We start from the raw sequence: 24,375 nt of genomic DNA, 5'->3' as shown, positions 1-24,375 counted from the left end.
CCCGTTCGGTTGGGTAGCAAACGGCTACGATACAGGGATTGGCCGGGGTTGGGCAAAACCCAGGCGGTGTCTTGGGTCAGCAGCCTGGCTCGATACGCAAGGCCAGGGCTTCAGGCAGGGGTTCTTACCGCTGCAGGGAATGACCATCTGTTGACAGGGTTGTTCACTTGCGGAATCGACACGGCCCAAGACGCCAGCTTCAAAATCTGGATAATACCTTCCCTTACATAGCTCTCGGCTTTGCTTGCACTGTTGCGCTTAACGCCGCCGCGTCACTCTCCAATTTTTAATCCGGTATCCCCATGGAAATCAAGGTCAACTTTCTCGATAACCTTCGCCTCGAAGGCAAGTTCGATGATTTTAACGTTATCTCGGATCAGCCCATTCGTTATAAAGGCGATGGTTCCGCACCGGGGCCGTTTGATTATTTTCTGGCGTCGTCGGCCATGTGTGCCGCGTATTTTGCCAAGATGTACTGTATTGCCCGGGATATACCGACCGAAAACCTGCGGCTGGTGCAAAACAATATTGTTGATCCGGAGAACCGCTATAAACAACTGCTGAAAATCCAGCTGGAATTACCGGAAGGTATTGCCGAAAAAGACCGCCAGGGAATATTGCGCTCCATGGAACGTTGCACCGTCAAACGGGCGATTCAGACCGGGATCGAGTTTGATATTGAAGTGGTCGATAACCTGGATGACGATACCCAGGCGCTGTTGCTGGCAGGCTCGGCGGTAGCGGGAGAAGACACACCGGCAGCCACCTATATTGCCGGTAAAGATCTGCCGCTGGAACAAACCATCGCCAAAATGACCGGCCTGCTGGCGGATCTGGGGATGAAAATCGAGATCGCCTCCTGGCGTAATATCGTGCCGAATGTCTGGTCGTTACATATTCGGGATGCGGCCTCACCGATGTGTTTTACCAATGGTAAAGGCGCCACCAAAGAGAGTGCCTTGGCATCGGCGTTGGGGGAATTTCTGGAGCGGCTGAACTGTAATTTTTTCTACAATGACCAGTTCTTTGGTACTGATATTGCTGACGCTGATTTTGTATTTTACCCCAATGAGCGCTGGTTCCAGCCTGGCCCTGATGATGCGCTGCCGCCTGAAATCCTGGATGAGCATTGCCTGTCAATTTATAACGCCGACGGCGAGTTATGCGCCTCGCACCTGTTCGATACCAATTCGCGGCTGGTGAACCATGGCGGCAACATTGACCGTGGTATTGTTTCCTTGCCTTTTACACGCCAGTCCGATGGTGAGACGGTGTATTTCCCTTCCAACCTGATCGAAAACCTGTTTCTCAGTAATGGCATGAGCGCCGGTAATACCCTGGCGGAAGCGCAGGTACAGTGTTTGTCGGAAATTTTCGAACGGGCAGTCAAACGTCAGATTCTGGAGCAAGAGCTGGCGTTGCCCGATGTGCCGGATGCGGTACTGGCACGTTACCCGGGTATTGTTGCAGGGATTAAAGGGCTGGAAGAGCAGGGCTTCCCTGTGCTGGTGAAGGATGCGTCTCTGGGGGGGTTGTATCCGGTGATGTGCGTCACGCTGATGAATCCACGGACCGGTGGTGTTTTTGCCTCATTCGGAGCGCATCCCAGTTTTGAAGTTGCCCTGGAGCGGTCGCTGACCGAGTTGTTGCAAGGGCGCAGCTTCGAAGGCCTGAACGACTTGCCGCAGCCAACCTTTGAAAGCAATGCGCTGACGGAGCCCAATAACTTTGTTGAACACTTTATTGATTCGACCGGGGTAGTGAGCTGGCGCTTCTTCAGTAGCAAAGCGGATGTGGAATTCAGCGAATGGGATTTCCGCGCCCCCTTGTCAGCCAACCCCAGCCCGGAAGAACGCCAGCAGGCCAGTCAGGCAGAAGCCGACAGCCTGTTTGCCATTCTCGCAGAGATGGGGCTGGAGGTTTATTGTGCTGAATACAACGACCTGGGAGTACCGGCTTGCCGAATCCTGGTGCCGGGATATTCCGAAGTGTACCCGGTGGATGATCTGATCTGGGACAACACTAACAAGGCACTGTTTTTCCGCGAAGATATACTCAACCTGCACCGTCTCAGTGAGCAACAGCTGGAGGCGCTGCTGGACGGACTGGAAGACAGCGAGCTGGATGACTACACCGATATCACCACTCTGATTGGCATTGAGTTTGACGATAATACCGTTTGGGGCCAGCTCACCATTCTGGAGCTGAAGTTCATGATTTGTCTGGCGCTTCAGCGTCTGGATGACGCCAAGGAGCAGGTTGAAACCCTGCTGCAATTTAACGACAACACAGTGGAACGTGGCTTGTTCTTTCAAGTCGTCAATGCCGTGCTGGAAGTTACCCTGGACGATGATATGGAACTGGACGATTACCGGCTTAATTTTGGTCGTATGTTTGGAGCTGAACGACTGGCCGCCGCCATCGGCATGGTGGATGGTTCCGTGCGCTTTTATGGCCTGACCCCGACCAGCCTGCAGCTGGACGGTCTCGACAAGCATTTGCGCCTGATCGACAGCTATAAAAAATTGCATAAGGCCCGGGCGGCCAAGGCAGCCTTGTCTTGATACCGGGTGTTAGTGGGCCGGTTTGGTGGGCCGGAATCGTTGAGAGTTGAGCTGTCTGCTCCAGTGATGGATCCGATGGCCTGACAGGGCTGGTCTGTAAAAAGACGATGATCGGGGCAAGCAATAAAAAACCGGGCGCTGCCCGGTTTTTTATTGTCAGTAATCAGGCGCACTCGCGAAGTTAGCGGCGCAGATACTGGTTAAAATCGACATTACTGGCAGCCAATACCGCCTGAATACGATTGTGTACACTGAGTTTACGCAAAATCGCCGAGACGTGCGCTTTGACGGTGGTTTCAGCAATCGACAGATTGTAGGCAATCTGCTTGTTGGATTCGCCACTGGCCATACGTTCCAATACCAGCAATTGGCGACGAGTCAGGCTGTTAAGCATTTCCGGAGGAATCAGGTTTTCATCCTGGATACGGCGCTGACGGGAACGGCCATCATCCGTGGCACGGATGACATCGGATGGCAGATACACCTGTCCAGCTAACACCTGTTCAAGTGCCTGGGTCATTTTTTCCCGTGGCAGTGACTTGATAATAAAGCCCACAGCGCCATAGGTCATGGCTTGCAGCACCACGCTTTTTTCTTCCTCGGCAGAGATGATAACCACCGGGATTGTCGGGGACTCGTTGCGTAACTGAATCAGGCCGTTCAAGCCGTTCATGCCAGGCATGTTCAGATCGAGCAGAATCAGGTCGAGGTCATCCTGGGTACCGGCCATCGCCGCGGCAGACTCAAGATTTTCTGCCTCGAGAATATCGGAATTGGGGTAGCGGTTACGAATGACATCGGCAATGGCTTCCCGGAACAGCGGGTGATCATCCGCAATCAGCAGCTTGTAAACAGGCGTGTCGTTTTCCGTCAGCGGGCTGGTCGGCAATTCTGCCGTAGTGATTGTATCAGTCATATCTGGCTGTGCGCTCTGGCTGGGGGAGTCATCACTGGCGCTTGAGGATGCGCTGTGGCCGGTCTGGAGTGTCAACATGATAGCTACACCTGTTTATTTATTTTTGTAATCTCTGCATTACACCCCGTGTTGCTACTGTCAGGTATCCTACCTTGGCGTTTTGTATGGGGGTCTAAAGTAGTAAAGTTAGTCGAAATCGCCTTCTTTGGCACCGTATTTTTGCTTTCTTTAGCATGGTTCTTGGTAAAAATTGTATATTTTATGAATCCAGGGCATTAATCGGGAAGATTTCCCTATCCTGTTTACCTAGTGCCAAAGCAGACGCGATCAGCAACGGCAGAGGCAGAGTCAGCAGACCGGCGGTCGTCCAGAATAGCTGCATCTAATAATAACGATAAGGCAGATGTGGATGGCATTTCTAAATTCTCCCTCTAACAGTGGTTCGACATGGACTGTCTTTGGCAGTCTGGCGGGGTGTCTGGTACCCCTGGCCGCCTGGGCAGAGGCTAGTCCGGTTACGGACGAAATCGTTGTCATAGCGCCAACTCCTGTAATGGGTACCGGTGTGCGGGAAAACCAACTGGTCAGCCCGGTACAAAGTCTGGGCAGTGATGACCTGGAGCGTATTCAGGCACAAAATATTGCTGAACATCTGCGCTATCAGCTGGGTTCGGTCAGCATTAACGAAGCGGTCAGCAACCCCTATCAACCGGATGTTCAATATCGTGGTTTTACGGCATCGCCGTTGCTGGGATTACCGCAAGGCGTATCCGTGTATATGAACGGTGTGCGTTTTAACGAGCCTTTTGGGGACACGGTAAACTGGGATCTGTTACCAACGGATGCCGTCAGTAATATGACGCTGTATTCTGGCTCCAATCCGCTGTTTGGCCAGAATACCCAGGGCGGCGCCATTGCGATGACCACCAAAAACGGCTTCAACACCGAATACAATGAGCTGGAGCTGGGGGCGGGTCAGTTTGGTTTTCGTCAAGCGCAGTTCCAGAGCGGTGGCAATGGCCAGTTGGGTAATCAAGACGTTGGCTATTACGTATTACTCAATCGTGAAGAAGAAGATGGCTGGCGTGATGCCTCTGGCAGCGATATTCGCCAGGCCATGTCGGTACTGAGCTGGCGCTCGCTGAACAGCTCGTTGAATCTGACAGTCTTGCTGGACGACAACGAAATGATCGGTAATGGTGCCGTGCCCCAGGCATTGATGGATATCGAAGGCCGCAGTGCTATTTATACCAACCCGGATATCACTCGCAACCGACTGAATTATTTTGCCCTGGATGGTGATCACTGGTTCTCGGATACCTTGCAGCTGGCCGGTAATATTTATCTGCGCCGTAACCTCACCACCACAGTAAATGGCGACGACTCGGATTACGAAGAATGCTTGCTTAATGGTGCTGAAACCCTGTGTGAAGAAGACGAAGACGGTGGCGATGAAGAGCCAGTCACCTTTGTGGGTTACGATGACGATGACACACTGGAAGCCATTGCTGCCGAGCTGGGGCTGGATATTGATGCCGACGACGTTGACGGTACTCTGAACACCTCCCGCACCGAACAAAACAGTCAGGGCTTCAGTCTGCAGTTGGCGTCTTCGGCACCAGTTGCCGGTCGGGACAATCTGTTTACCGCTGGTGTGACACTGGATCAGGCTGATATTCACTTTCGCTCACGTACCGGCTTTGCCATTCTCAATAACGATGAGCCAGGGGATGCCCGAGACGTCACAGCCATTGGCCTCTACGACAGTGAGTCTGAAGTCAGCCTGCAAACCGATACCCAGACCATGGGGGTGTTTTTTAGCAACACGCTGGCCGTGGATGACCAGCTCAGTGTGACCGTTGGTGCCCGATACAATCACGTCCATATCAAGATGCAGGATCAATTGGAATCCGGGCCGGGATCGCTGGATGGCGACCACACCTTTACCCGGGTCAATCCAATGCTGGGAGCAGCCTATGTCATGGATAATGGCTTGAACGTATACGCCAGCTACAGCGAATCATCACGAGCACCAAGCCCGGCCGAGCTCAGCTGTGCGGATGAAAATGATCCATGCAAACTGCCCAATGGTTTTGTGTCAGATCCACCGCTGGAGCAAGTGGTTACGCGTTCTGTGGAAGCGGGTCTGAAAGGCACTGCCAGCCGCAATATCCGCTGGACCGCCGGTGTTTTCCGCTCTACCAGCCACGATGATATTCTGTTTCAGCAGGCGGGTGGTTTGCCGTCTGAAGGGTATTTTGCCAATGTCGGGAAAACCCGTCGACTGGGAACCGAGCTGGGGATGACAGGCCACTGGAGCGATGTTCAGGTAGCCGTTTCTTATACCTGGATGCGAGCCACCTTTGAAACGCCGTTTGTATCGTTCAGCCCCAATAATCCGCAAGGTTCTGATCGACAGGTTGAAGCGGGCGACCAGATTCCCGGGCTGCCACAGCACAATCTGAAAATGGCGGCCGACTGGAACCTGTTGCCACAAGTGTCAGTGGGTGGCGATATTCAGTATCGCAGCAGCCAGTACTTCCGTGGTGATGAGGCCAATGAAAATGAGCAACTGGCTGGTTATACCCTGGTGAATGTCCGGGCCAGCTACGCGCCAACCGATGCCATTGAAATCTATGGTCGTGTCGTTAATGTATTCGATCGCGAATACGAAACCTTTGGTGTTTATGGTGAATCGGATGAAGTGCTGGATGAAGCCTATCCCGGATTTGAAGAAGACAGCTTTGTTGGCCCAGGTGCACCACGAACCGTCAAGGCAGGTATCAAAATCGGCTTCTGATCAGCCGATGCGATGGCCATTACGGCCATTGCCCCGGGGCACAACCGGGGCACGTGTATGAACGTCATGACCCGTATCCTGCTGATGGTCAACAGCGCCTTTGCACTGGCGCTGCTGGTCAGCCTGGCCACGTTGCTGGTGCAAGGGCGGGACGATGTGCTGCGCGAGCAGCAGGCGATGAAACCGGTAGTGGAAGCATTGATCCGTTCCGGTCAGCCGCAACAGATACTGGCACTGGTTGGTAGCAGTTTGCGGCATGTACGGGTCGCCGGTACCTATACCGAACGCCCGGACGAACACTCGGTGCCAGCCTGGTTTGAGGCCTTGTTCGATCACCCCGGGCGCGGTTATCAGCTGGCACTGACCGACAGTCACGGCCAAAAAGTGATCCTGATGTCGGATGATCGTGATGAAATCGAAGAAGTCTGGCATTCCTCCAGCTGGCTGTTCTGGTTGTTTTGTGGTTGTGCGCTGGTTTCCAACCTCGCTATTTATCTGGGGGTACGGGCCGGGTTGCGGCCTTTGGCGGATGTGCTGGCCGCTTTTGACCAGGTGCAGCAAGGGCACCTGAACGCCCGGCTCGGGCATTACAGTTTACGCGAAGCCAATAATCTGGCCTGGCATTTCAACGCCATGACAGAATCACTGGAAAGCGCCCGTAACGAAAACCGCTACCTGACCCGCACCCTGATGGAAATTCAGGAGCAAGAGCGCTCGGCGTTAGCCCGGGAATTACACGATGACCTTGGTCAGCAGCTAACGGGTGTTCGAGTGCATTCCTGCGTATTACCTTTCCAGTTGGACAAGCCAGCCCAGTTACTGGAAACCAGTGAGTGTATCCAGGCAGGCTGCGATGCCATCAATCTGGGTTTTCGTCGTATCATCAACAACCTGTATCCCGTGGTGCTGGAGCGGCTGGGTTTGCAGTCCGCCGTCGATGAGTTGTTACGCACGACCGGGCAAACGACAGGGCTGGATTGTGTGTTGTCGGGTGATACCTGGCCAGGCTGGAATGAAGAGGACGCCGCGCAGATCTATCGGCTGGTACAGGAAGCGGTTAACAATGCCGTGCGGCATGCGGCAGCGGATGAGATCCGGGTATCGTTAACCCTGGACAGCCAGAAAACCGTGACGCTGCAGATTCAGGATAACGGTAATGGTGCAACGGAGGCCGTGGCCGGGTTTGGTATGCGCTCCATGGCTGAGCGTGCCCGATTGCTGGGTGGTACCCTGACGGTCGACTTTGCCGCTGAGGGAACGAAGGTCAGCGCGCATCTGCCTTATCCACAAGATGCCGAGGACAAAGACCCTTGCCCGCAGGATACTTAACAAAGGAAGTGGCTGGATGGCTCTGACAATTTTACTGGCAGATGATCACGCCGTGGTACGGCAAGGTTATGGCTCCCTGTTGGCGGCCATGATTGATGAGGTGCAGTTTATCGAGGCGGGTTCGGGGACGGATGCCGCCTTGCTGTTTTTTCAGCATGCCCCCGATATTCTGATTCTGGATGTGAATATGGCAGATATGTCGGGCATCGAAGTGTGTCGCCAGTTGATAGGCGCCAAGCCGGATGCCCGTATTCTTATCTTCAGTATGTATGAAGAAGCAACGGTGATTCGGGAAGCATTAAACGCGGGTGCACTGGGGTACTTATCCAAGTCGAGCCCACCGGCAGTGATGTTGCAGGCGGTTACTCAGGTGGCTGCTGGACAGTCCTTTATGGAACCGAGATTTGAATCATTGTTGGCAGTGGGCTGTCGCTCTACCGAGCGCAAGCGTATGGCCGACCCGGCTAACTGTGGTGCTGCAGTGATTGACCCGCTGGCGTCGCTGGCAACCCGGGAACGTGAAATTGCCGAGCGACTCTTGGAAGGCAAAAACAATCAGGTTATTGCCACCGAGCTTGGCATCAGCGCCAAAACCGTTGCCAATCGCGCTACGGTGATCCGGCAGAAGTTTGGCGTTGGCAGCACCGCCGAGCTGATGCGCAAGATTCTGGGCTGACGGATCATTGCTGGGTGACGACAGATTGCCCCGCGTTAGCAAGAAAAGTCATCAGCCAGCAGGGCACAAGGTAACAGGACGTGAGGTATCAGCCTTGATACAGCATGGCAGCAGCGACATCGTCGCGCACCAGCTTGCCACACAATAACTCCACCAGAGTCAGTGCCAGGGGCAGGGCGGTTGCTGGCCCGCGGCTGGTGATCAGATTGCCATCCACGACCACGTCATCATCATGATTGATGCAGGCTCCTGCCTGGGTCAGCAGCGGATCAAAGCTGGGATAACCGGTCATAACCCGGCCTGCGGTAATACCGGCAGCACCCAATACCACCGCCGGTGCGGCACAAATCGCAGCGATCCACTTTCCGGCCCGGTTTTGTTGCTGCAAACGGTGTAACAACCCCAGCGACGTAGCCAGATTGGCAGCCCCCGGCATACCGCCCGGTATGGCAATCAGATCAAATGGGTGATCAATCGCCAGCTTGCCCAGTACGCAATCGGCTTCAATCACGGTGGCGCGAGCACAACGTACACTGCGTTCCGGGCCAGTCGACGCCAGTGTGACGGTGATTCCAGCTCGGCGCAGTACGTTTACCAGGGTAATGACTTCCAGTTCTTCGCTACCATTGGCAATAGCAATCAGGGCGTTCATGGCAGAGTCCTCATATTGAAATAGCAAGAGATACGATCAAGACAAACAAGTAACGGGCGCAGTGTGAGAGTTACGGGGGCAAATGTCATGGTTTGTCGGTGTTATCCGCTGGTTTTTTCTGACACGGGTTATTTTGCCACTTTGCGATAACGTCCCCGGTGCTTCTGCTTAGCATGGCTGTATTCACTGAATCACGAGGAATACATCATGAGCGAGACCTGTTGCGCATCCAAGGCATCTACCACGATACCAACCCCGGTTCACCCACTGGACCCCTTGACCCAGGACGAACTGGCACAGGCCGCGGCGATTCTGAAACAAACGCAGCAGCTTGGCGATAGCTGCCGGTTTCCGTATTTACAACTGGAAGAGCCGCCCAAAGCCGAAGTGCTGGCATTTGAAGCAGGAAAGGCCTTTTCCCGTCGTGTTTTTGCCACCGTGCTGGATAAAAGCAACGGTGCGATGTTTGAAGCCATGGTGGATCTGGTTGCAGAAACCGTCACCGACTGGCAGCAACTGGACCCTGAAGTGACCGGGCAAGCCCCGATCATGATCGAAGAATTCTTTACCTGTGTGGATATCGTCCAGAACGATGCTGACTGGCGCGCTGCGGTCAAACGTCGTGGCCTGACCGATGCCGATATTGAAAACATTCAGATTGATCCCTGGTCGTTCGGGTACTTTGGGGATGACCCCAAATACAAAGGCAAGCGCCTGATGCGTGGCGTGGCGTTTTATCGTGACCAGTTTACCGATAACGGCTATGCCCATCCGATTGAAGGTCTGGTAGCCATTATTGATTTGAACGAAGGCAAGGTTATCGAGCTGCTTGACGATGGCCGTGATACCCCGATTCCAAAAACCAAGCGTAACTACGACACCCCATCGTTGGGGGAGCCACGTAGCGATGTCAAACCGCTGCATATTGTGCAACCGGAAGGCGTGAGCTTTGAAGTGGATGGCTGGAAAGTTAACTGGCAAAACTGGGAATTCCGGGTCGGCTTTACGCCACGGGAAGGCCTGGTATTGCATCAATTAGGTTATAACGACAAGGGCGAAACCCGTCCCATCATCTACCGCGCCAGTGTCACGGACATGGCGGTACCTTATTCCGACACGGCGTTGAATCACTACTGGAAATGCGCCTTCGACGGCGGCGAGTATGGCCTGGGGCGACTGGCCAACCAGCTGGAGCTGGGCTGTGATTGCCTGGGTGCGATCCATTATTTTGATATTCCGGCGGTCGATGACAAGGGCGAACCCTTCACCATGAAGAACGCCGTATGTATGCATGAAGAAGATTACGGCACCTTGTGGAAGCATTACGAATTCCGTACCGATGTATTTGAAGTCCGCCGTTCACGTCGTCTGGTGATCAGCTTTTTCTGTACCGTTGGCAACTATGATTATGGTTTTTACTGGTATCTGTACCAGGATGGCACCATTGAAATGGAAACCAAACTGACCGGTATTATCCAGACGGCCGGTATGGTTCCTGGCACCAAACCGGCATGTGGTGGTGGCCTGGTGACTCCGGAAATTTATGGCCCTTCACACCAGCATTTCTTTAATGCCCGTTTGCATATGATGCTGGATGGGGAACAAAACTCGGTTCTGGAAACCAATTTCAGCGCCAAGCCTGCGGGGGAAGACAACCCTTGGGGGAATGCTTTCAATACCGACGTCACGACCTTGACCACCGAACAGCAAGCTGCCCGGGAAGCCAATGGCCAGAGCGGCCGCTTCTGGAAGGTGATCAACCCCAACAAAACCAATGCCGTGGGCAATCATCCTGGTTACAAACTGATGGCGGAGCATAACCCCGTCATGCTGGCCCAGGCCGACAGTTATATTGGTCAGCGTGCCGGTTTTGCCGCCAAACACGTATGGGTAACCCCTTACGAGCCATCGGAGCGTTACGGCACCGGCAACTACCCGAACCAGAACAAGGGGGATGGCTTGCCGGTGTATACCCAACAAGACCGGAATGTCGAAAATACCGATATTGTGTTGTGGCACACCTACGGCCATACCCATATCTGCAAGCCGGAAGATTTCCCGGTGATGCCGGTGGAATACGTTGGCTTCAAGCTCAAGCCCAACAATTTCTTCGACGCCAACCCGGCCATGGACCTGCCAGCCGGCAAGGATCATCGCAGTGTCGGCGTCGCCGATGACGACAGTGATGGTGGTGATGGTGGTGATTGCTGTGCCAGCTAGGACATGAGCATCGAAACGATCAATACATGATTGAGACGATGTCCTGACCGAAGGCCAGCCAACCGGGAAAGCGGCGGGTTGGCCTTTGCGCCAAATATGATGGAGAGCGCCATGTTTGCACTGAATAATCAGTTCTGGCTGGAGTGTGGGTTTATTTTGCTGGTTGTGGTCTGGATCGCCCGGCAATCCGGTGGCTGGAAGCAGCCCTTGTTCTGGTTCGCCGTAGCACTGTTTGTGGTGGCCATGAACCCTTGGCTGGACACCCTGGCACGTCATTCCATTTGGTTGCACAGCTGGCAAAGTGTGGTTGTCCACCATCTGGTTCCCATGCTTTGGCTGGCGGTTTTTGCCGAGGCTGGTCTCTCAGCCAAGCGTGCTGAGGAAGCGGACAGCAAAGGTGATTGCCAGCAGCATAAAGAAACATCACTGCCATTCTGGCTCGGATTGACTCTGGCGGGGCTGCTATCCTGGATCGGCATGTTGCCAGCCTGGCATCAACCTTTGATGGACAGTCCGGTGCTGTATGCCCTGGGAAAATGGGCCATGGCGCTGGGGGGTGTATGGCTGTGTCTGAATCCTCAGCGACTGCAACAGCATGCCTTGCCGGTTGCCCTGGTGATGTTGCTACCCTTGGTGGGGCTGGGTCTGGCGATGGTGCTTAACCCGTTGATGTATCGTATGACGACGGCAATCACGGCCTATCCCGAGGCTGCTCCGTTGCTGGCATGGCTACCCCTGGCACTGCCTGGCATTGTCGACCAATGGCTGGGAGGGGCCGTGTTACTGAGCGGCGCATTCAGTTATTGGTTAATGAGTCGGGTCGTGCATGGTCCTTTGTCAGATCCTTCGGGGTCTGGCTCAGAGCCGGTGAGCAGTGGAATCATGCCGCCGAAGACTACGGGCGTCCTGTGCGGGTAGCGCTGGGCGTTTCACCAAACAGACGTCGATATTCCTGCCCAAAATAGCCGCCATGGTAAAACCCGTAATTGGCGGCAACCGAACCAATCGGTAACTCACTGGATAATAATTCCCGCCGTGCCGCATTCAGTTTGACGGCGCGCAGATACTGCGCCGGAGAACAACCTGTCACCCGTTCAAAACTGTAATTCAGCGTCCGCCGAGGTACGTTCAGCGTCTTGCAGATATCCAGAATACTGTCGTCGGCACCTTGTTCCGAGAGTACATGCTGATGGCAGCTGCGCACCAGATAATGATGCTGGTTGCCCAAGGGGCGCATCGGCCGGTTATGGTCAGTCGACGGTATAAACAGATCCAGCGTCATACTGATCAGCTGGTGCTGGATGGCGCGCTCGAGTGCCGCCCGGCGCGTGGCCTTGCGTTCCTCCTGATGCGAGAGTTCGGACTCGTCCGGAAAGACAACCGTGTGCTCGTCGTCTTCGGATTGCAGTGCCAGCAGCTGGTTCAGCAAAGAGATTGCCTGGCTTTGCAGTCTGGCCAGATGGCGCGTATTTACGGGTACTTCGTAACTGCGTTGGGCCGACAGCAGCTGGTTCATATCCTCTTCTGTCAATAACGCGGTCAGTTCCTGTTGATCCAGTGAAATCACGATGTAGTCGGTATTGGCTGGGCCAACAAAAAAGAACTCATTCTGATAGGGCAGCAGGGTGACGCCGTCACTGGCGATATTACGCGCCTGATCCGAGGTTTTGGCATTATGGAGCGAGATCGGAATCAGGACACTGATCTTGCCTGTTGGAGTGTGGGTGTGCTGGGCCACCGACAGGTTCATGGTTTCCCGGAACAGCCGGACCGATGGCAGTTCGACATCCTGCAAGCGGCCATGGAAATGCCCTGGCACTACCTGGTCGTATTGCTGCGGCCAGGAAGAAAGTGAATGGGCGAAGGAATTGACTTCGTTACAAACCGTGTTTTCGATACGAGGCTGAACACTTGTCATGCCGCAACTGCCAATAAAAGAGTATCTGCTTCAAACAGCAAGAGCCACGCCACAAATACCGGCTGGTCTTGATCACCTTGATGGCTGCCAGAGGTGGCAGGAGAGCAAGAATAAGGTCGGAGTGGCTAGCATAATCCGGCCTTCTCATCATTTGATTGGGATGCGGCTAATTGTCACTGCTTGTCTGCCTGCAAAAGCGATGACAGTGGTTCGATTTTTAGTGTTGATACCCTTCGATGGCAGATGAAAGACAGTTCAGAGACCATTCAAAGACAGATATATGACTTTTCACTGGTTATTGTCGCTGCACTGTAATGTTACGGATACAGGATAATGCCCTGTCTGAGGGCGTGAGGGCCGCTGTCCGGTTTACAGCCCGCCAGTGTGGCGTTAGAGTACCCCGCCTGAATTTTGTGATCGCACGTGGCCTGTCGTAGGGGCCACCACTGACCAAGGAAATACTATGCCTGTTATTACCCTTCCCGATGGTTCTCAACGTACGTTCGAGCAACCGGTAACTCTGATGCAAGTGGCCGAAGATATTGGCCCGGGTCTGGCGAAGGCCACCGTTTGCGGCCGTATCAACGGCACGCTGGTGGATGCTTGTGAACTGATTACCGATGATGCGGATGTCACGCTGATTACCGGCCGGGATATGGAAGGTCTGGAAGTGATTCGTCACTCCTTTGCTCACCTGGTTGGCCATGCGGTCAAGCAACTGTACCCAACCGCCAAAATGGCGATTGGTCCAGTGATCGAGAACGGCTTCTATTACGACATCGATTATGAGCGTCCATTTACACCGGAAGACGTGGCAGCGATCGAAAAGCGTATCAAGGAGCTGGTCAAAAAAGACTATCCCGTGATCAAGGAAATGACACCTATCGAGCAGGCTCGGCAGGTGTTTGTTGAACGTGGCGAAGAGTACAAGGTTGAACTGGTTGATGGCCTGATTGAAAAAGGTGAAACCAGCGTAGGCCTCTACCACCACGAAGAATACATTGATATGTGTGTTGGCCCTCACGTGCCAAATACCCGAGTCATGCGCATCTTCAAGTTGCAGCGTGTGTCCGGTGCCTACTGGCGTGGCGATTCCAACAACAAACAGTTGCAGCGTATTTACGGTACCGCCTGGAACGACAAGAAGGCGATGAAAGAATATCTCGTGCGCCTGGAAGAAGCGGAAAAACGGGATCACCGTAAACTGGCCAAACAACTGGACTTGTTCCACCTGCAGGAAGAAGCACCGGGTATGGTGTTCTGGCATCCGAATGGCTGGACCATTTATCAGGTGCTGGAACAGTACATGCGCAAAGTGCAGAACGATGCCGGTTATCTGGAAATTAAAACCCCGCAAGTTGTTGACCGCACGCTGTGGGAAAAATCCGGGCACTGGGAACACTACGCCGACGCGATGTTTACCACTGAATCGGAAAAACGCACTTACGCGGTCAAGCCGATGAACTGCCCGTGTCATATCCAGGTCTTTAACCAGGGGCTGAAGAGCTATCGTGACCTGCCGCTGCGTCTGGCCGAATTTGGTTCCTGTCACCGCAACGAACCATCCGGTGCCTTGCACGGCATTATGCGTGTACGTGGTTTTACCCAGGATGACGCCCATATCTTTGTTACCGAAAGCCAGATTCGTCAGGAAGCGGCCGACTTTATCCGTCTGACGCTGGATGTTTACAAAGATTTCGGCTTTGACGTGGTTGAGATGAAGCTGTCGACCCGACCTGAAGGCCGTATCGGTGATGATACATTGTGGGATCAGGCAGAATCGGCATTGGAAGATGCCTTGAACGATGCCGGCCTGGACTGGGAACTGCAGCCTGGCGAAGGAGCCTTCTACGGACCGAAAATCGAATTCTCATTGCGGGATTGTATTGGTCGGGTTTGGCAGTGTGGTACCGTCCAGCTCGACTTTATGCTGCCAGAACGACTGGGCGCGCAATATGTCGATGAAGACAACGAACGCAAAACACCAGTGATGTTGCACCGGGCGATTCTTGGCTCGTTTGAGCGCTTTGTTGGTATTCTGATCGAGCACTATGCCGGTGCCATGCCACCCTGGTTGGCTCCGCAGCAGGTTGCCGTTCTGAATATTACCGATAATCAGGGTGAATATTGCCAGAATTTGGCAAAAACACTCAAATCAAGAGGCTATCGGGCGAATGCGGACTTGAGAAACGAGAAGATCGGCTTTAAAATTCGTGAGCACACTTTGCACAAGGTACCCTATCTGCTTGTGGTAGGGGATAAAGAAGTTGAAGCAAACACCGTAGCTGTGCGCACTCGTAAGGGAGATGATCTAGGCGTAATGACTATTGACGCATTCCAAGCCCTCCTCGATAGTGCTATAGAACAGCGCGGACGGTTTGGAATGGAGAACTGAATATCAGACGCGACAATAGAAGAGGCAGCCGCAACGACGATCGGGCTGCTATTAACGATCAGATACGTGCAACCGAAGTCCGACTGATCGGCGCCGATGGCAATCAGGTCGGGGTAGTTAGCATCCAGGAAGCTCTGCAAATAGCGGAAGAATCCGAGCTGGATCTTGTTCAGATCTCAGACGGTGACCCGATTGTTTGTAAAGTCATGGACTTTGGCAAGAAGCTTTACGAAGAGAAAAAGCAGAAAGCCGAAGCCAAGAAAAAACAGCACCAGGTTCAGATCAAGGAAATGAAATTCCGCCCTGGTACTGAAGAAGGGGATTACCAGATCAAGCTGCGTAACCTCACTCGATTCCTGGAAGGCGGCGACAAGGCGAAAGTCTCCCTGCGTTTCCGTGGCCGAGAAATGGCCCACCAGAATATCGGTATGGAGCTGATGAGACGCATCGAAGCTGATCTTGCTGAGATGGGTGTTGTTGAGCAACATCCCAAAATGGAAGGTCGCCAGATGGTTATGGTGATCGCACCAGGTAAGAAGAAGTAGTCCGGTTCTGCAAACGACATCCAGAAACCCCTGCGTTAGCCGGGGTTTCTGTTTTTCTACCGACTACTGAACAGATCCCGTCCGTGCCCAAGGGCCAGAGCGGGTGTAACGGCAGGTGTAGTACAGGGTCTTAGTTTCTGTGCGCGCCATTACTATTGGAGTACCAAAATGCCTAAAATCAAAACTAAGCGCGCGGCAGCCAAGCGTTTTAAAAAGACTGCAAACGGCTTCAAACACCGTAATGCATTCCGCAGCCACATCCTGACCAAAAAGAGCACCAAGCGTAAGCGTCATCTGCGCGGCATGAATCAAGTCAATGCCTCAGATAAAAAGCTTGTTATCCGCATGTTGCCTAACCTTTAAGTCCAGGAGATAGAATATGGCTCGCGTAAAACGTGGTGTAGTCGCTCGTCGTCGTCACAAAAAAATTCTGAAACTGGCCAAAGGTTATTACGGTGCACGTTCACGTGTATTCCGTGTTGCCAAACAAGCCGTGATCAAAGCTGGTCAGTATGCTTACCGTGACCGTCGTCAAAGGAAGCGTCAGTTCCGTCAACTGTGGATTGCTCGTATCAATGCGGGTGCTCGTCAGAACGGACTGTCTTACAGCAAATTCATCAACGGCCTGAAAAAAGCCTCTGTTGAAATTGACCGTAAAGTACTGGCCGACCTGGCAGTAAACGAGAAAGCAGCATTTGCAGCTCTGGTTGAGAAAGCCAAAGTTAGCCTGTAATTTCTCTGGGTTGCCTTGCCTGATGGATATAATCCAGACAGCAAGGTAATGCCAAATTCAGCTTCTGGCGATAACTTCTGTTATGGTTGGAAGCAACGAAAATAGGGGAATAGCCAAGGCGATTCCCCTATTTTTTTGTCCAAATTCAAGACAACGATGGAATCAGCGATGGAAAACCTTGAGGCCCTGACTCAGCAAGCCCTGGCCGCTGTATCCGATGCGCAGGATGTGGCCGCGCTGGATCAGGTTCGAGTTCAGTTTCTGGGTAAAAAAGGGGAAATTACTTCCCTGATGAAAAACCTGGGCAAAGTGTCTGCGGAAGATCGCCCCAAAATCGGTGCGGTGATCAATGAAGCCAAAAGCCAGGTTCAGGACGCGATCAACAGCCGCAAGCAAGCGCTGGAATCCGCAGCCCTGGAAGCCCGGCTGGCGGCAGAAAAAATCGACGTTACCCTGCCAGGTCGAGCGCAGCAGGAAGGCAGTCTGCATCCTGTGACCCGCACCCTGGAGCGTATCGAAACCTTCTTCCGTAATGCCGGATACCAGGTTGAAGAAGGGCCAGAAATTGAAGACGATTTCCATAATTTTGAAGCCTTGAACATTCCATCGCATCATCCGGCCCGTGCGATGCACGATACCTTCTACTTTGATGCGAACACCCTGTTGCGGACTCATACTTCACCGGTACAGATTCGCACCATGGAAGCCCGTCAGCCACCGGTACGGATTATTTGCCCTGGCCGGGTATACCGTTGTGACTACGATCAGACCCACTCACCGATGTTCCACCAGGTGGAAGGGTTGCTGGTCGACAAGGGCGTCAGCTTTGCTGACCTGAAGGGTACGATCCAGCAGTTTTTGAGCGTGTTTTTCGAAAAAGAACTGGTAGTTCGCCTGCGGCCTTCCTATTTTCCGTTTACTGAGCCATCTGCCGAAATCGACATCGAATGGGTTATCGAAACACCGGAAGGCACCAAGCGTCGCTGGCTCGAAGTGGGGGGCTGCGGCATGGTTCACCCGAACGTGTTCAAACACGTAGGGATTGACCCGGATGAGTACACTGGTTTTGCCTTTGGCATGGGGGTAGAGCGTCTGGCGATGTTGCGTTATGGCGTCAACGACCTGCGCTTGTTCTTCGAGAACGATCTGCGCTTCCTGCAGCAATTCCGTTAATTCAGGCTCATCGAAAAAGGTAAACACATGAAATTCAGCGAACAGTGGTTGCGCGAATGGGTGCAGCCTGAAGCAGACACCCAGCAACTGGTTGATCAGATCACGATGGCGGGCCTGGAAGTGGATGGCACTGAAGCCGTCGCCGGTGATTTCTCTGGCGTTGTGGTTGGCCAGGTTGTCACACGAGAACAACACCCGGATGCCGACAAGCTCAGCTTGTGCCAGGTGACCGACGGCAACGAGACTTTCCAGATTGTCTGTGGTGCTCCCAATGTACGCGAAGGGTTAAAAATCCCGTTCGCCAAGATTGGTGCCGTTTTGCCCGGCAACTTCAAAATCAAGAAAGCCAAATTACGCGGCGTCGAATCGTTCGGCATGTTGTGTGCCGAAGCCGAACTGGGCCTGTCAGAAAGTTCTGATGGCCTGATGGAGCTGCCAGCATCGGCTCCTGTCGGTGAAGATTTCCGTGTCTACATGAATCTGGACGACGTCGTTATTGATGTGGACCTGACCCCCAACCGGGGTGATTGTCTGAGCATTGCCGGCCTGGCACGTGAAACCGGCCTGCTGTTCAAGGCCGCAGTGCAGGGACCAGCGATCGAGCCGGTTGCCGCCGTGATTGACGCTGTACCTGTTATCGACGTGGTTGCGCCAGAAGCATGCCCTCGTTATGTGAGTCGCATCATCAAAGGGATCGATGTCAAAGCCGAAACTCCATTGTGGATGGTCGAGAAATTACGTCGTAGCGGTGTCCGTTCAATCGATCCAGTGGTCGACATTACCAACTTTATTCTGTTGGAACTGGGCCAGCCCATGCACGCCTTTGACTACTCCCGTATCGACGGTGGTATCCGTGTCCGCATGGCCGAACAAGGCGAAAAACTGACCCTGCTCGACGGCCAGGAAATAGAACCCGGTTCCGATACCCTGATGATTGCCGACCATAACAAACCGCTGGCCATGGCCGGTGTGATGGGCGGTGAGCATTCCGGCGTCAGTAACACAACGGTTGACCTGTTACTGGAAGCGGCATTTTTTAATCCGATCATTATCGCCGGTAAAGCCCGTGCCCATGGATTACACACAGACTCTTCCCATCGCTTTGAGCGTGGGGTGGACTACGACCTGGCTGTACAAGCCATGGAGCGTGCAACCCGGTTGATTCTGGATATCTGTGGCGGCCAGCCTGGCCCGGTCGTTGACATTGCAGCAGCAGAGCACCTGCCCAAAGCCGCTGAAATTCATCTGCGTAAAGCCCGCATCGAGCTGATTCTGGGCCTGACGTTTGAGGATGCAGAAGTAGAAGATATCCTTGCGCGCTTGGGCATGAGCGTGACACGCACTGATGACGGCTGGAAAGCCATCGCCCCCAGCTACCGTTTTGATATGGCCATTGAGCCTGACCTGATCGAAGAGCTGGCCCGGATCTACGGTTACAACCGCTTGCCTGTGCGTACACCGGAAGCCGCGATGCCTCTGGCTATCGTGCCAGAAAACCGCTACACCATCAGCGACGTTCGCCGCATGATGGTGGCACGGGGTTATCACGAAGCCATCACCTACAGCTTTGTTGATCCGGCGATGCAACAGGCGCTGGACCCTGATCTTGCCGGTCTGGCATTGTTGAACCCGATTTCTTCGGAAATGTCTGTCATGCGCACCAATCTGTGGGCCGGACTGGTACCGGCCGCAGGTTACAACCTCAAGCGCCAACAGCCACGAGTGCGTCTGTTTGAAACCGGCTTGCGGTTTGTGCCATCGGAAGATGGCCTGAAGCAGTTGCCAACACTGGCCATGCTGGCGACGGGCAATCGGTTGCAACAAAACTGGTCTGCCACAGAAACTCCCGTCGACTTCTTTGATGTCAAAGGGGACGTCGAAGCCCTGCTGGCAAGAACCGGCAGTCTGGATGAATTCCGCTTTGTGGCCGACAAGCACTCAGCCTTGCATCCGGGACAAACCGCCCGAATCGACAAGCTGATTGATGGTGAGTGGACGGAACTGGGCTGGATGGGGGCATTACACCCGGAAACCCAGAAACAGGTGGATATCAAGCAAACCCTGTTTGTGGTTCAGCTGGATATGAGCCTGTTGCTGCAAACCACCATTCCGGCTTTTGAAGAGTTATCCAAATACCCGGAAATGCGTCGGGACCTCGCCTTGGTGGTCGACAAGCATCTTGCCGTTGACGACGTACTGGAGCAGATTCGCAGCCAGGCCGGAGAGTACCTCGCCAAGCTTAATCTGTTTGATGTATACGAAGGTAAAGGCATTGATCCAGATAGAAAAAGCCTGGCTCTGGGCTTGACCTGGCAACATCCATCGCGCACTCTTACTGACCAAGAAGTGAACGATTCAGTGGATGCTGTTTTGTCACACTTGGAGCAAACACTTGGAGCAACGTTGCGGGGTTAGCATGACAGCCTTGACCAAAGCGGAACTGGCAGAAAAACTGTTCGAGGAACTTGGTCTCAACAAACGTGAGGCCAAGGACATGGTCGATCTCTTTTTTGATGAGATCCGCGATAGTCTGCGCCGAAACGAACAGGTCAAATTATCCGGTTTCGGTAATTTTGACCTGCGCGACAAAAGCCAAAGGCCAGGGCGTAACCCAAAAACCGGCGAGGAGATTCCGATCTCCGCTCGCCGCGTTGTTACCTTCAAACCCGGCCAGAAACTGAAGGTTCGAGTAGAAGCTTATGCTGGAACCCAGCCACAATAACGAATTGCCAGCCATTCCGGCAAAACGATACTTTGCCATCGGTGAAGTCAGCGATCTCTGCGACGTCAAACCACATGTGCTGCGCTACTGGGAGCAGGAATTCCCACAGCTTAGCCCGGTCAAGCGTCGCGGCAATCGTCGTTATTACCAGCGTCAGGATGTGATCCTGGTACGTGAAATTCGTGAACTGCTGTATGGCGAAGGCTACACCATTCAGGGGGCACGTCAGCGCCTGGAATACGGAGCAAGCGAGAATACCGCCGCCATGGATCAGGCATTGATAAAATCCATGATTATCGAGTTGAAGGAAATCGAGACTCTGCTCTCGGAATGGTAAAAAAACTTCCATCTATCAACTACTTGAGTATAATGCGTGCTTCTGGAACAGCCTCTGTTTCAGAGTGTCGGGGCGTAGCGCAGCCTGGTAGCGCACTTGCATGGGGTGCAAGGGGTCGAGTGTTCGAATCACTCCGTCCCGACCAATTTTTCCTTTAAAAATCAGTGGCTTATATTTTCGCTATTTTCCCAAACTAGCTGCTTCCTAATATTATTTCCTAATATACAGTTGTAGATCCATACAGGTTTTCCTTGGTCTGGATGCTGCACAATCACAATATAGACTCCGATTTACCGTGTTTATTGGTGGATTAAAGGCGCGCGGGATCTGCCCTGTCAATGATATGGTTTTCAAAGAGGTACTGTGCCCACCCATTGCAGCTCAAGGAACCTGGTAGAGTCTGTCGACACGGGGCTTTGTCAACGACTACGATCATTTCTTTTTCCTGTCAGCGTTCAAGTGTTATGGTTATTATCTGAATTCAGGATGTAAAAGGTACCAGGGAAGCTCACCTCATGCTTGCTGTAAAAATGAAACGTACTGTTAAGTCGATTGGTGCCATTATCGCAATCCTGATTACCTTCGGGGTTGCCGGATCTATATGGATTCCTTTTTGGGTTTTTTTGTTTCTTTCAAATCTGTTGGTCTGGGGTCTCTCCGATCTCGAGCCAAAGGTCTCCCTGGAGGATTATGAAGAAATTATTTCAACCAAGGTGAAATACTCATCCAGTTATTTATTCCTTCCAAGCGTGATTGATACTGAAGCAGAAGCCACGGCATTTTTTCATATTCCAGGTATCCTGCAGGGTAATGATGTACTCGGTTTGCGACAGCGTTTACCCAAAGAGAAAATTTCCCGGTTATTGAATGATCTGGAGCAAAGCGGTCGAATGGAAGTCAGTGATTTTGGCGATATTTCTGTATCAAATTGTTATCCGGATTATAGGATTGAAAAATCTTCAGAAGAAAATAGTCTGGGGAAGCTCAGCGAATTACCCGAAGGTTTCAGAATTTTTCTCTTTGATTCCGACCTCGAGGACATCCAGGAGAATTGGAATCATAATCTGATAGCATATACCGCTGTCTCATTGAGTAAGCGAGAAGTACTCTACTGTGTTGAACAATGGTAATAAAATAGAAAAATATTAATGCTTTTTTTGTCATGAGTTTAATTATAATAATATACTGATAAAAATGGCTATATTGATCTGATGATATTATTAATATGCGCTGGCGTTAAATCATTCTTCGGTTGACGGGCCATTGTCTGAATATATCCCATTATATAAATATTTGTGTATGATATTTATACTATGCGCACAGTTTGAACACTCCCTTTAAATACCCAACCCCACCCCAGAACCCAACTCAAAACCTTGGCATTTATGCTGACCTTCTTCAGTCTTCGATACCCTTTATCTCATTATATTATTAACAAGAAGAATAAAAATTTTAACCTGAGTGAAATATAAATCACACGAACCTTTCATCTTGCACCTTCACAGTGCACGTCCCGGTCAAGTTATGAAGGTTTGTGTGGCGCTTTGTCACGCAAGGTCAAACTATTCGTCTGTTGGCGACCGGTGAGCAGTAGGCGCAGCGGGATGGTTATGGTGTTGAGCAAGGTGTGGGGCAGAGGACAGCAGCAACAATTGCAGCAGCTGATATGCATGGTGATCGCCGGTGGGCCGTTGCTGGCGTCTGCCGAGACCATGCACAACCACGAAGCGGTGATTCCACCGCAGTGCTATACCCAAACAGAAGGCAAGTTCAACCCTTGTTATGTTTGCCACCAAAGCCATCCGCAAGGCACGCGCATTAACTATATGGATGATGGTGATATCCAGGGTGATTACAGCTTTTCTGAACTGGGAGAGACCAATCACTGGAGCAATCTGTTCAAACCCCGGCTGGCAGAAATCGCCAATGTGTCGGATGAATATATTCTTGATTATGTCCGCCAGGATAACTACAGCGCGCTGATGGCGACTCCAAATGCAGGGTATACGCCGGACTTAACGCATCTGGCTGATCCTCGGCTGGCATTTGATGGACAGGGGTTTGCCCGCGATGGCTCTGGCTGGGTAGCCTTTAATTACAAGCCGTTGCCGAGTACGTTTTGGCCGACCAATGGCAGTTTTGATGATGTGATGATCCGCTTGCCGCCAGTGTTCCGGCAGGATACCGGTGGTAATGACAGTCGATCGCTGTATTTACTGAATTTGTCCTTGCTGGAAATGACAATCAAGGATCTCGATAACATCTCGATCCCGGTAACGGATGAATCCCTGCTGGGGCTGGATCTGGATGGCGACAATACCCTGGGCATGGCGGTACGCATGCAGCGGCGTGAGCAATATCTGGGTGCTGCAGCCACGATCGATCTGGTACGTCAGCAATATCCGGTTGGCACCGAATTTATTCACACGGTTCGTTATCTGGATATCAGTCGCCATGGTGATATTGAGCCGTCGCGGCGCCTGAAAGAACTCCGTTACAGCCGCAAGTATCGCCAGCTGTCTGAAGTGGCGCTACGTTATGCGTTTAATCAGGAGCATCGGGAAAAAGCAGAAGAAAAACTGCCGCATTACTCCTGGGCGCAACCCGCGCCACAAGCAGGGATGAACAACAAATTGGGCTGGCAGATTCAGGGTTGGATCGAAAATGAATCTGGCGATCTGCGTCTGCAGAATTACGAAGAAAACGCATTTTGTATGGGCTGCCATACCACAACAGGCACTCATATTGACAGCACTCTGGCATTTCCACGCAAAGTGACCGGTGCTGCTGGCTGGGGTTATATCAACCTCAAAGGTATGAATGACGTTGCGAACTACGGTGATTCTCTCGGTGAGATAGCGAGCTATTTTGAGCGGGTCGGTGGTGGCGATGAGTTTCGTCAAAACGGTGAGATGATCGAGCGCTGGTTTAACGGCGATGGTTCGGTGAATAAAGCCGCCGTTGCAACGGCCGATGTGTATACCTTGTTAATCCCTTCTTCTGAACGTGCGCTGGCGCTTAACAAAGCCTATCAGCGCACCGTGTTGGAACAATCCTTTTATCTGGGCAGAGATGCCGTGTTGGGCGATCCCGTCAATGTGTTTGCGACGGTCGATCAGGACCATGTTCCGGTATTGCCAGCCAGTCGTCAGTATCACTACGACCTCCGGCTGCAATGGCCCGATCTCAGTCCGGCCATGGTGGCCGCAGATATTTCATCCCCCGACTCCCACCGTAATGAAAGCGCTGCAGATGCCAGCCAGGCCAGGCATGACGCTGGTGCTGCTCATGGTGGTGCATGGTCTTTTGCTGCCCTGGGGGTGTTGCTGACTTTGGCGGCGATGCTGCGGCGTCGTATCCGCCAGGTTGCCTGCGGCTGAGCCGCAGGTCAGGAC

At 52.8% G+C, this 24,375-nt stretch carries 19 protein-coding genes and 1 tRNA gene; 17 read left to right on the top strand and 3 right to left on the bottom strand.

Features of this window, described 5'->3' with window-relative positions:
- Positions 1–302 precede the first annotated feature (302 nt).
- A complete protein-coding gene (locus Q8W24_RS00430; protein ID WP_305474048.1) occupies positions 303–2,564 on the top strand; it encodes an OsmC domain/YcaO domain-containing protein in 2,262 nt (753 codons plus the stop codon).
- Between the two features lie 181 nt (positions 2,565–2,745).
- Here the strand turns inward: Q8W24_RS00430 and Q8W24_RS00425 are convergent, their stop codons facing one another.
- Positions 2,746–3,558 (bottom strand): response regulator transcription factor, encoded by an 813-nt coding sequence (locus Q8W24_RS00425; protein WP_305413794.1) that lies wholly within the window; start codon positions 3,556–3,558, stop codon positions 2,746–2,748.
- Positions 3,559–3,889: 331 nt separating this feature from the next.
- Between Q8W24_RS00425 and Q8W24_RS00420 the strand changes: the two genes are divergently transcribed.
- Genes Q8W24_RS00420 through Q8W24_RS00410 form a run of 3 tightly spaced genes read left to right on the top strand, consistent with a single transcriptional unit; the run spans position 3,890 to position 8,285 of the window.
- Positions 3,890–6,280 carry a TonB-dependent receptor gene (locus tag Q8W24_RS00420; protein WP_303433733.1) on the top strand — a complete coding sequence of 797 codons (2,391 nt, stop codon included), beginning with the start codon at positions 3,890–3,892 and terminating at the stop codon, positions 6,278–6,280.
- A gap of 57 nt (positions 6,281–6,337) precedes the next feature.
- The gene (locus Q8W24_RS00415) at positions 6,338–7,609 is read left to right on the top strand and encodes a sensor histidine kinase (protein WP_305474046.1); all 1,272 of its coding nucleotides are present in this window, start codon (positions 6,338–6,340) and stop codon (positions 7,607–7,609) included.
- A 16-nt stretch (positions 7,610–7,625) separates the two neighbouring features.
- Positions 7,626–8,285 (top strand): response regulator transcription factor, encoded by a 660-nt coding sequence (locus tag Q8W24_RS00410; protein ID WP_305474045.1) that lies wholly within the window; start codon positions 7,626–7,628, stop codon positions 8,283–8,285.
- A gap of 88 nt (positions 8,286–8,373) precedes the next feature.
- Here Q8W24_RS00410 and Q8W24_RS00405 read toward each other — a convergent pair whose 3' ends face one another.
- Positions 8,374–8,937, bottom strand: a complete 564-nt coding sequence (locus Q8W24_RS00405) for a DJ-1 family glyoxalase III (protein ID WP_303433728.1) — start codon at positions 8,935–8,937, stop codon at positions 8,374–8,376.
- Between the two features lie 207 nt (positions 8,938–9,144).
- Here Q8W24_RS00405 and Q8W24_RS00400 point away from each other — a divergent pair, with 207 nt between their 5' ends.
- Both Q8W24_RS00400 and Q8W24_RS00395 read left to right on the top strand, forming a co-directional pair.
- Positions 9,145–11,157 (top strand): primary-amine oxidase, encoded by a 2,013-nt coding sequence (locus Q8W24_RS00400; RefSeq protein ID WP_305413785.1) that lies wholly within the window; start codon positions 9,145–9,147, stop codon positions 11,155–11,157.
- Between the two features lie 111 nt (positions 11,158–11,268).
- Positions 11,269–12,075: a cytochrome c oxidase assembly protein gene (locus Q8W24_RS00395; RefSeq protein WP_303433724.1), complete on the top strand. Its 807-nt coding sequence runs from the start codon at positions 11,269–11,271 to the stop codon at positions 12,073–12,075.
- On the opposite strand, the gene Q8W24_RS00390 is transcribed toward Q8W24_RS00395, so the two are convergent.
- On the bottom strand, positions 12,053–13,075 hold the full coding sequence (locus Q8W24_RS00390; RefSeq protein ID WP_305474044.1) for a helix-turn-helix domain-containing protein: 1,023 nt from the start codon (positions 13,073–13,075) through the stop codon (positions 12,053–12,055). The two genes, Q8W24_RS00395 and Q8W24_RS00390, sit on opposite strands and share 23 nt — an antisense overlap.
- 463 nt (positions 13,076–13,538) lie before the next feature.
- On the opposite strand from Q8W24_RS00390, the gene thrS reads away from it, so the two are divergent.
- The 11 genes from thrS (at position 13,539) to Q8W24_RS00335 (ending at position 24,360) form a co-directional block, all read left to right on the top strand.
- A complete protein-coding gene (gene thrS, locus Q8W24_RS00385) occupies positions 13,539–15,470 on the top strand; it encodes a threonine--tRNA ligase (RefSeq protein WP_303433720.1) in 1,932 nt (643 codons plus the stop codon).
- A 2-nt stretch (positions 15,471–15,472) separates the two neighbouring features.
- Entirely contained in the window at positions 15,473–16,015 is a 543-nt protein-coding gene (gene infC / locus Q8W24_RS00380) for a translation initiation factor IF-3 (protein ID WP_303433845.1), read from the top strand.
- A gap of 168 nt (positions 16,016–16,183) precedes the next feature.
- Positions 16,184–16,378, top strand: a complete 195-nt coding sequence (gene rpmI, locus Q8W24_RS00375) for a 50S ribosomal protein L35 (protein ID WP_303433719.1) — start codon at positions 16,184–16,186, stop codon at positions 16,376–16,378.
- A 16-nt stretch (positions 16,379–16,394) separates the two neighbouring features.
- Entirely contained in the window at positions 16,395–16,748 is a 354-nt protein-coding gene (gene rplT / locus Q8W24_RS00370; protein ID WP_303433717.1) for a 50S ribosomal protein L20, read from the top strand.
- A gap of 168 nt (positions 16,749–16,916) precedes the next feature.
- Positions 16,917–17,921 carry a phenylalanine--tRNA ligase subunit alpha gene (pheS, locus tag Q8W24_RS00365; RefSeq protein WP_303433715.1) on the top strand — a complete coding sequence of 335 codons (1,005 nt, stop codon included), beginning with the start codon at positions 16,917–16,919 and terminating at the stop codon, positions 17,919–17,921.
- 27 nt (positions 17,922–17,948) lie between these two features.
- The gene (gene pheT, locus Q8W24_RS00360; protein WP_305474042.1) at positions 17,949–20,336 is read left to right on the top strand and encodes a phenylalanine--tRNA ligase subunit beta; all 2,388 of its coding nucleotides are present in this window, start codon (positions 17,949–17,951) and stop codon (positions 20,334–20,336) included.
- Between the two features lies 1 nt (position 20,337).
- Positions 20,338–20,643: an integration host factor subunit alpha gene (gene ihfA, locus Q8W24_RS00355; RefSeq protein ID WP_303433711.1), complete on the top strand. Its 306-nt coding sequence runs from the start codon at positions 20,338–20,340 to the stop codon at positions 20,641–20,643.
- On the top strand, positions 20,621–20,980 hold the full coding sequence (locus Q8W24_RS00350) for a MerR family transcriptional regulator (RefSeq protein ID WP_303433709.1): 360 nt from the start codon (positions 20,621–20,623) through the stop codon (positions 20,978–20,980). Before ihfA ends, Q8W24_RS00350 begins: the two co-directional genes overlap by 23 nt.
- Positions 20,981–21,048: 68 nt before the next feature.
- Positions 21,049–21,125, top strand: a tRNA-Pro gene (locus Q8W24_RS00345).
- Positions 21,126–21,495: 370 nt separating this feature from the next.
- Positions 21,496–22,110 carry a hypothetical protein gene (locus tag Q8W24_RS00340; protein ID WP_303433707.1) on the top strand — a complete coding sequence of 205 codons (615 nt, stop codon included), beginning with the start codon at positions 21,496–21,498 and terminating at the stop codon, positions 22,108–22,110.
- Positions 22,111–22,584: 474 nt separating this feature from the next.
- On the top strand, positions 22,585–24,360 hold the full coding sequence (locus tag Q8W24_RS00335) for a hypothetical protein (protein ID WP_305474040.1): 1,776 nt from the start codon (positions 22,585–22,587) through the stop codon (positions 24,358–24,360).
- The last annotated feature ends 15 nt before the right edge of the window (positions 24,361–24,375 follow it).

Source organism: Oceanobacter sp. 4_MG-2023, from assembly GCF_030689165.1.
GTDB lineage: Bacteria > Pseudomonadota > Gammaproteobacteria > Pseudomonadales > Oceanobacteraceae > Oceanobacter.
Note: the sequence above shows the minus strand (reverse complement) of the source record. Positions and strands in the feature narration are given on the sequence as shown.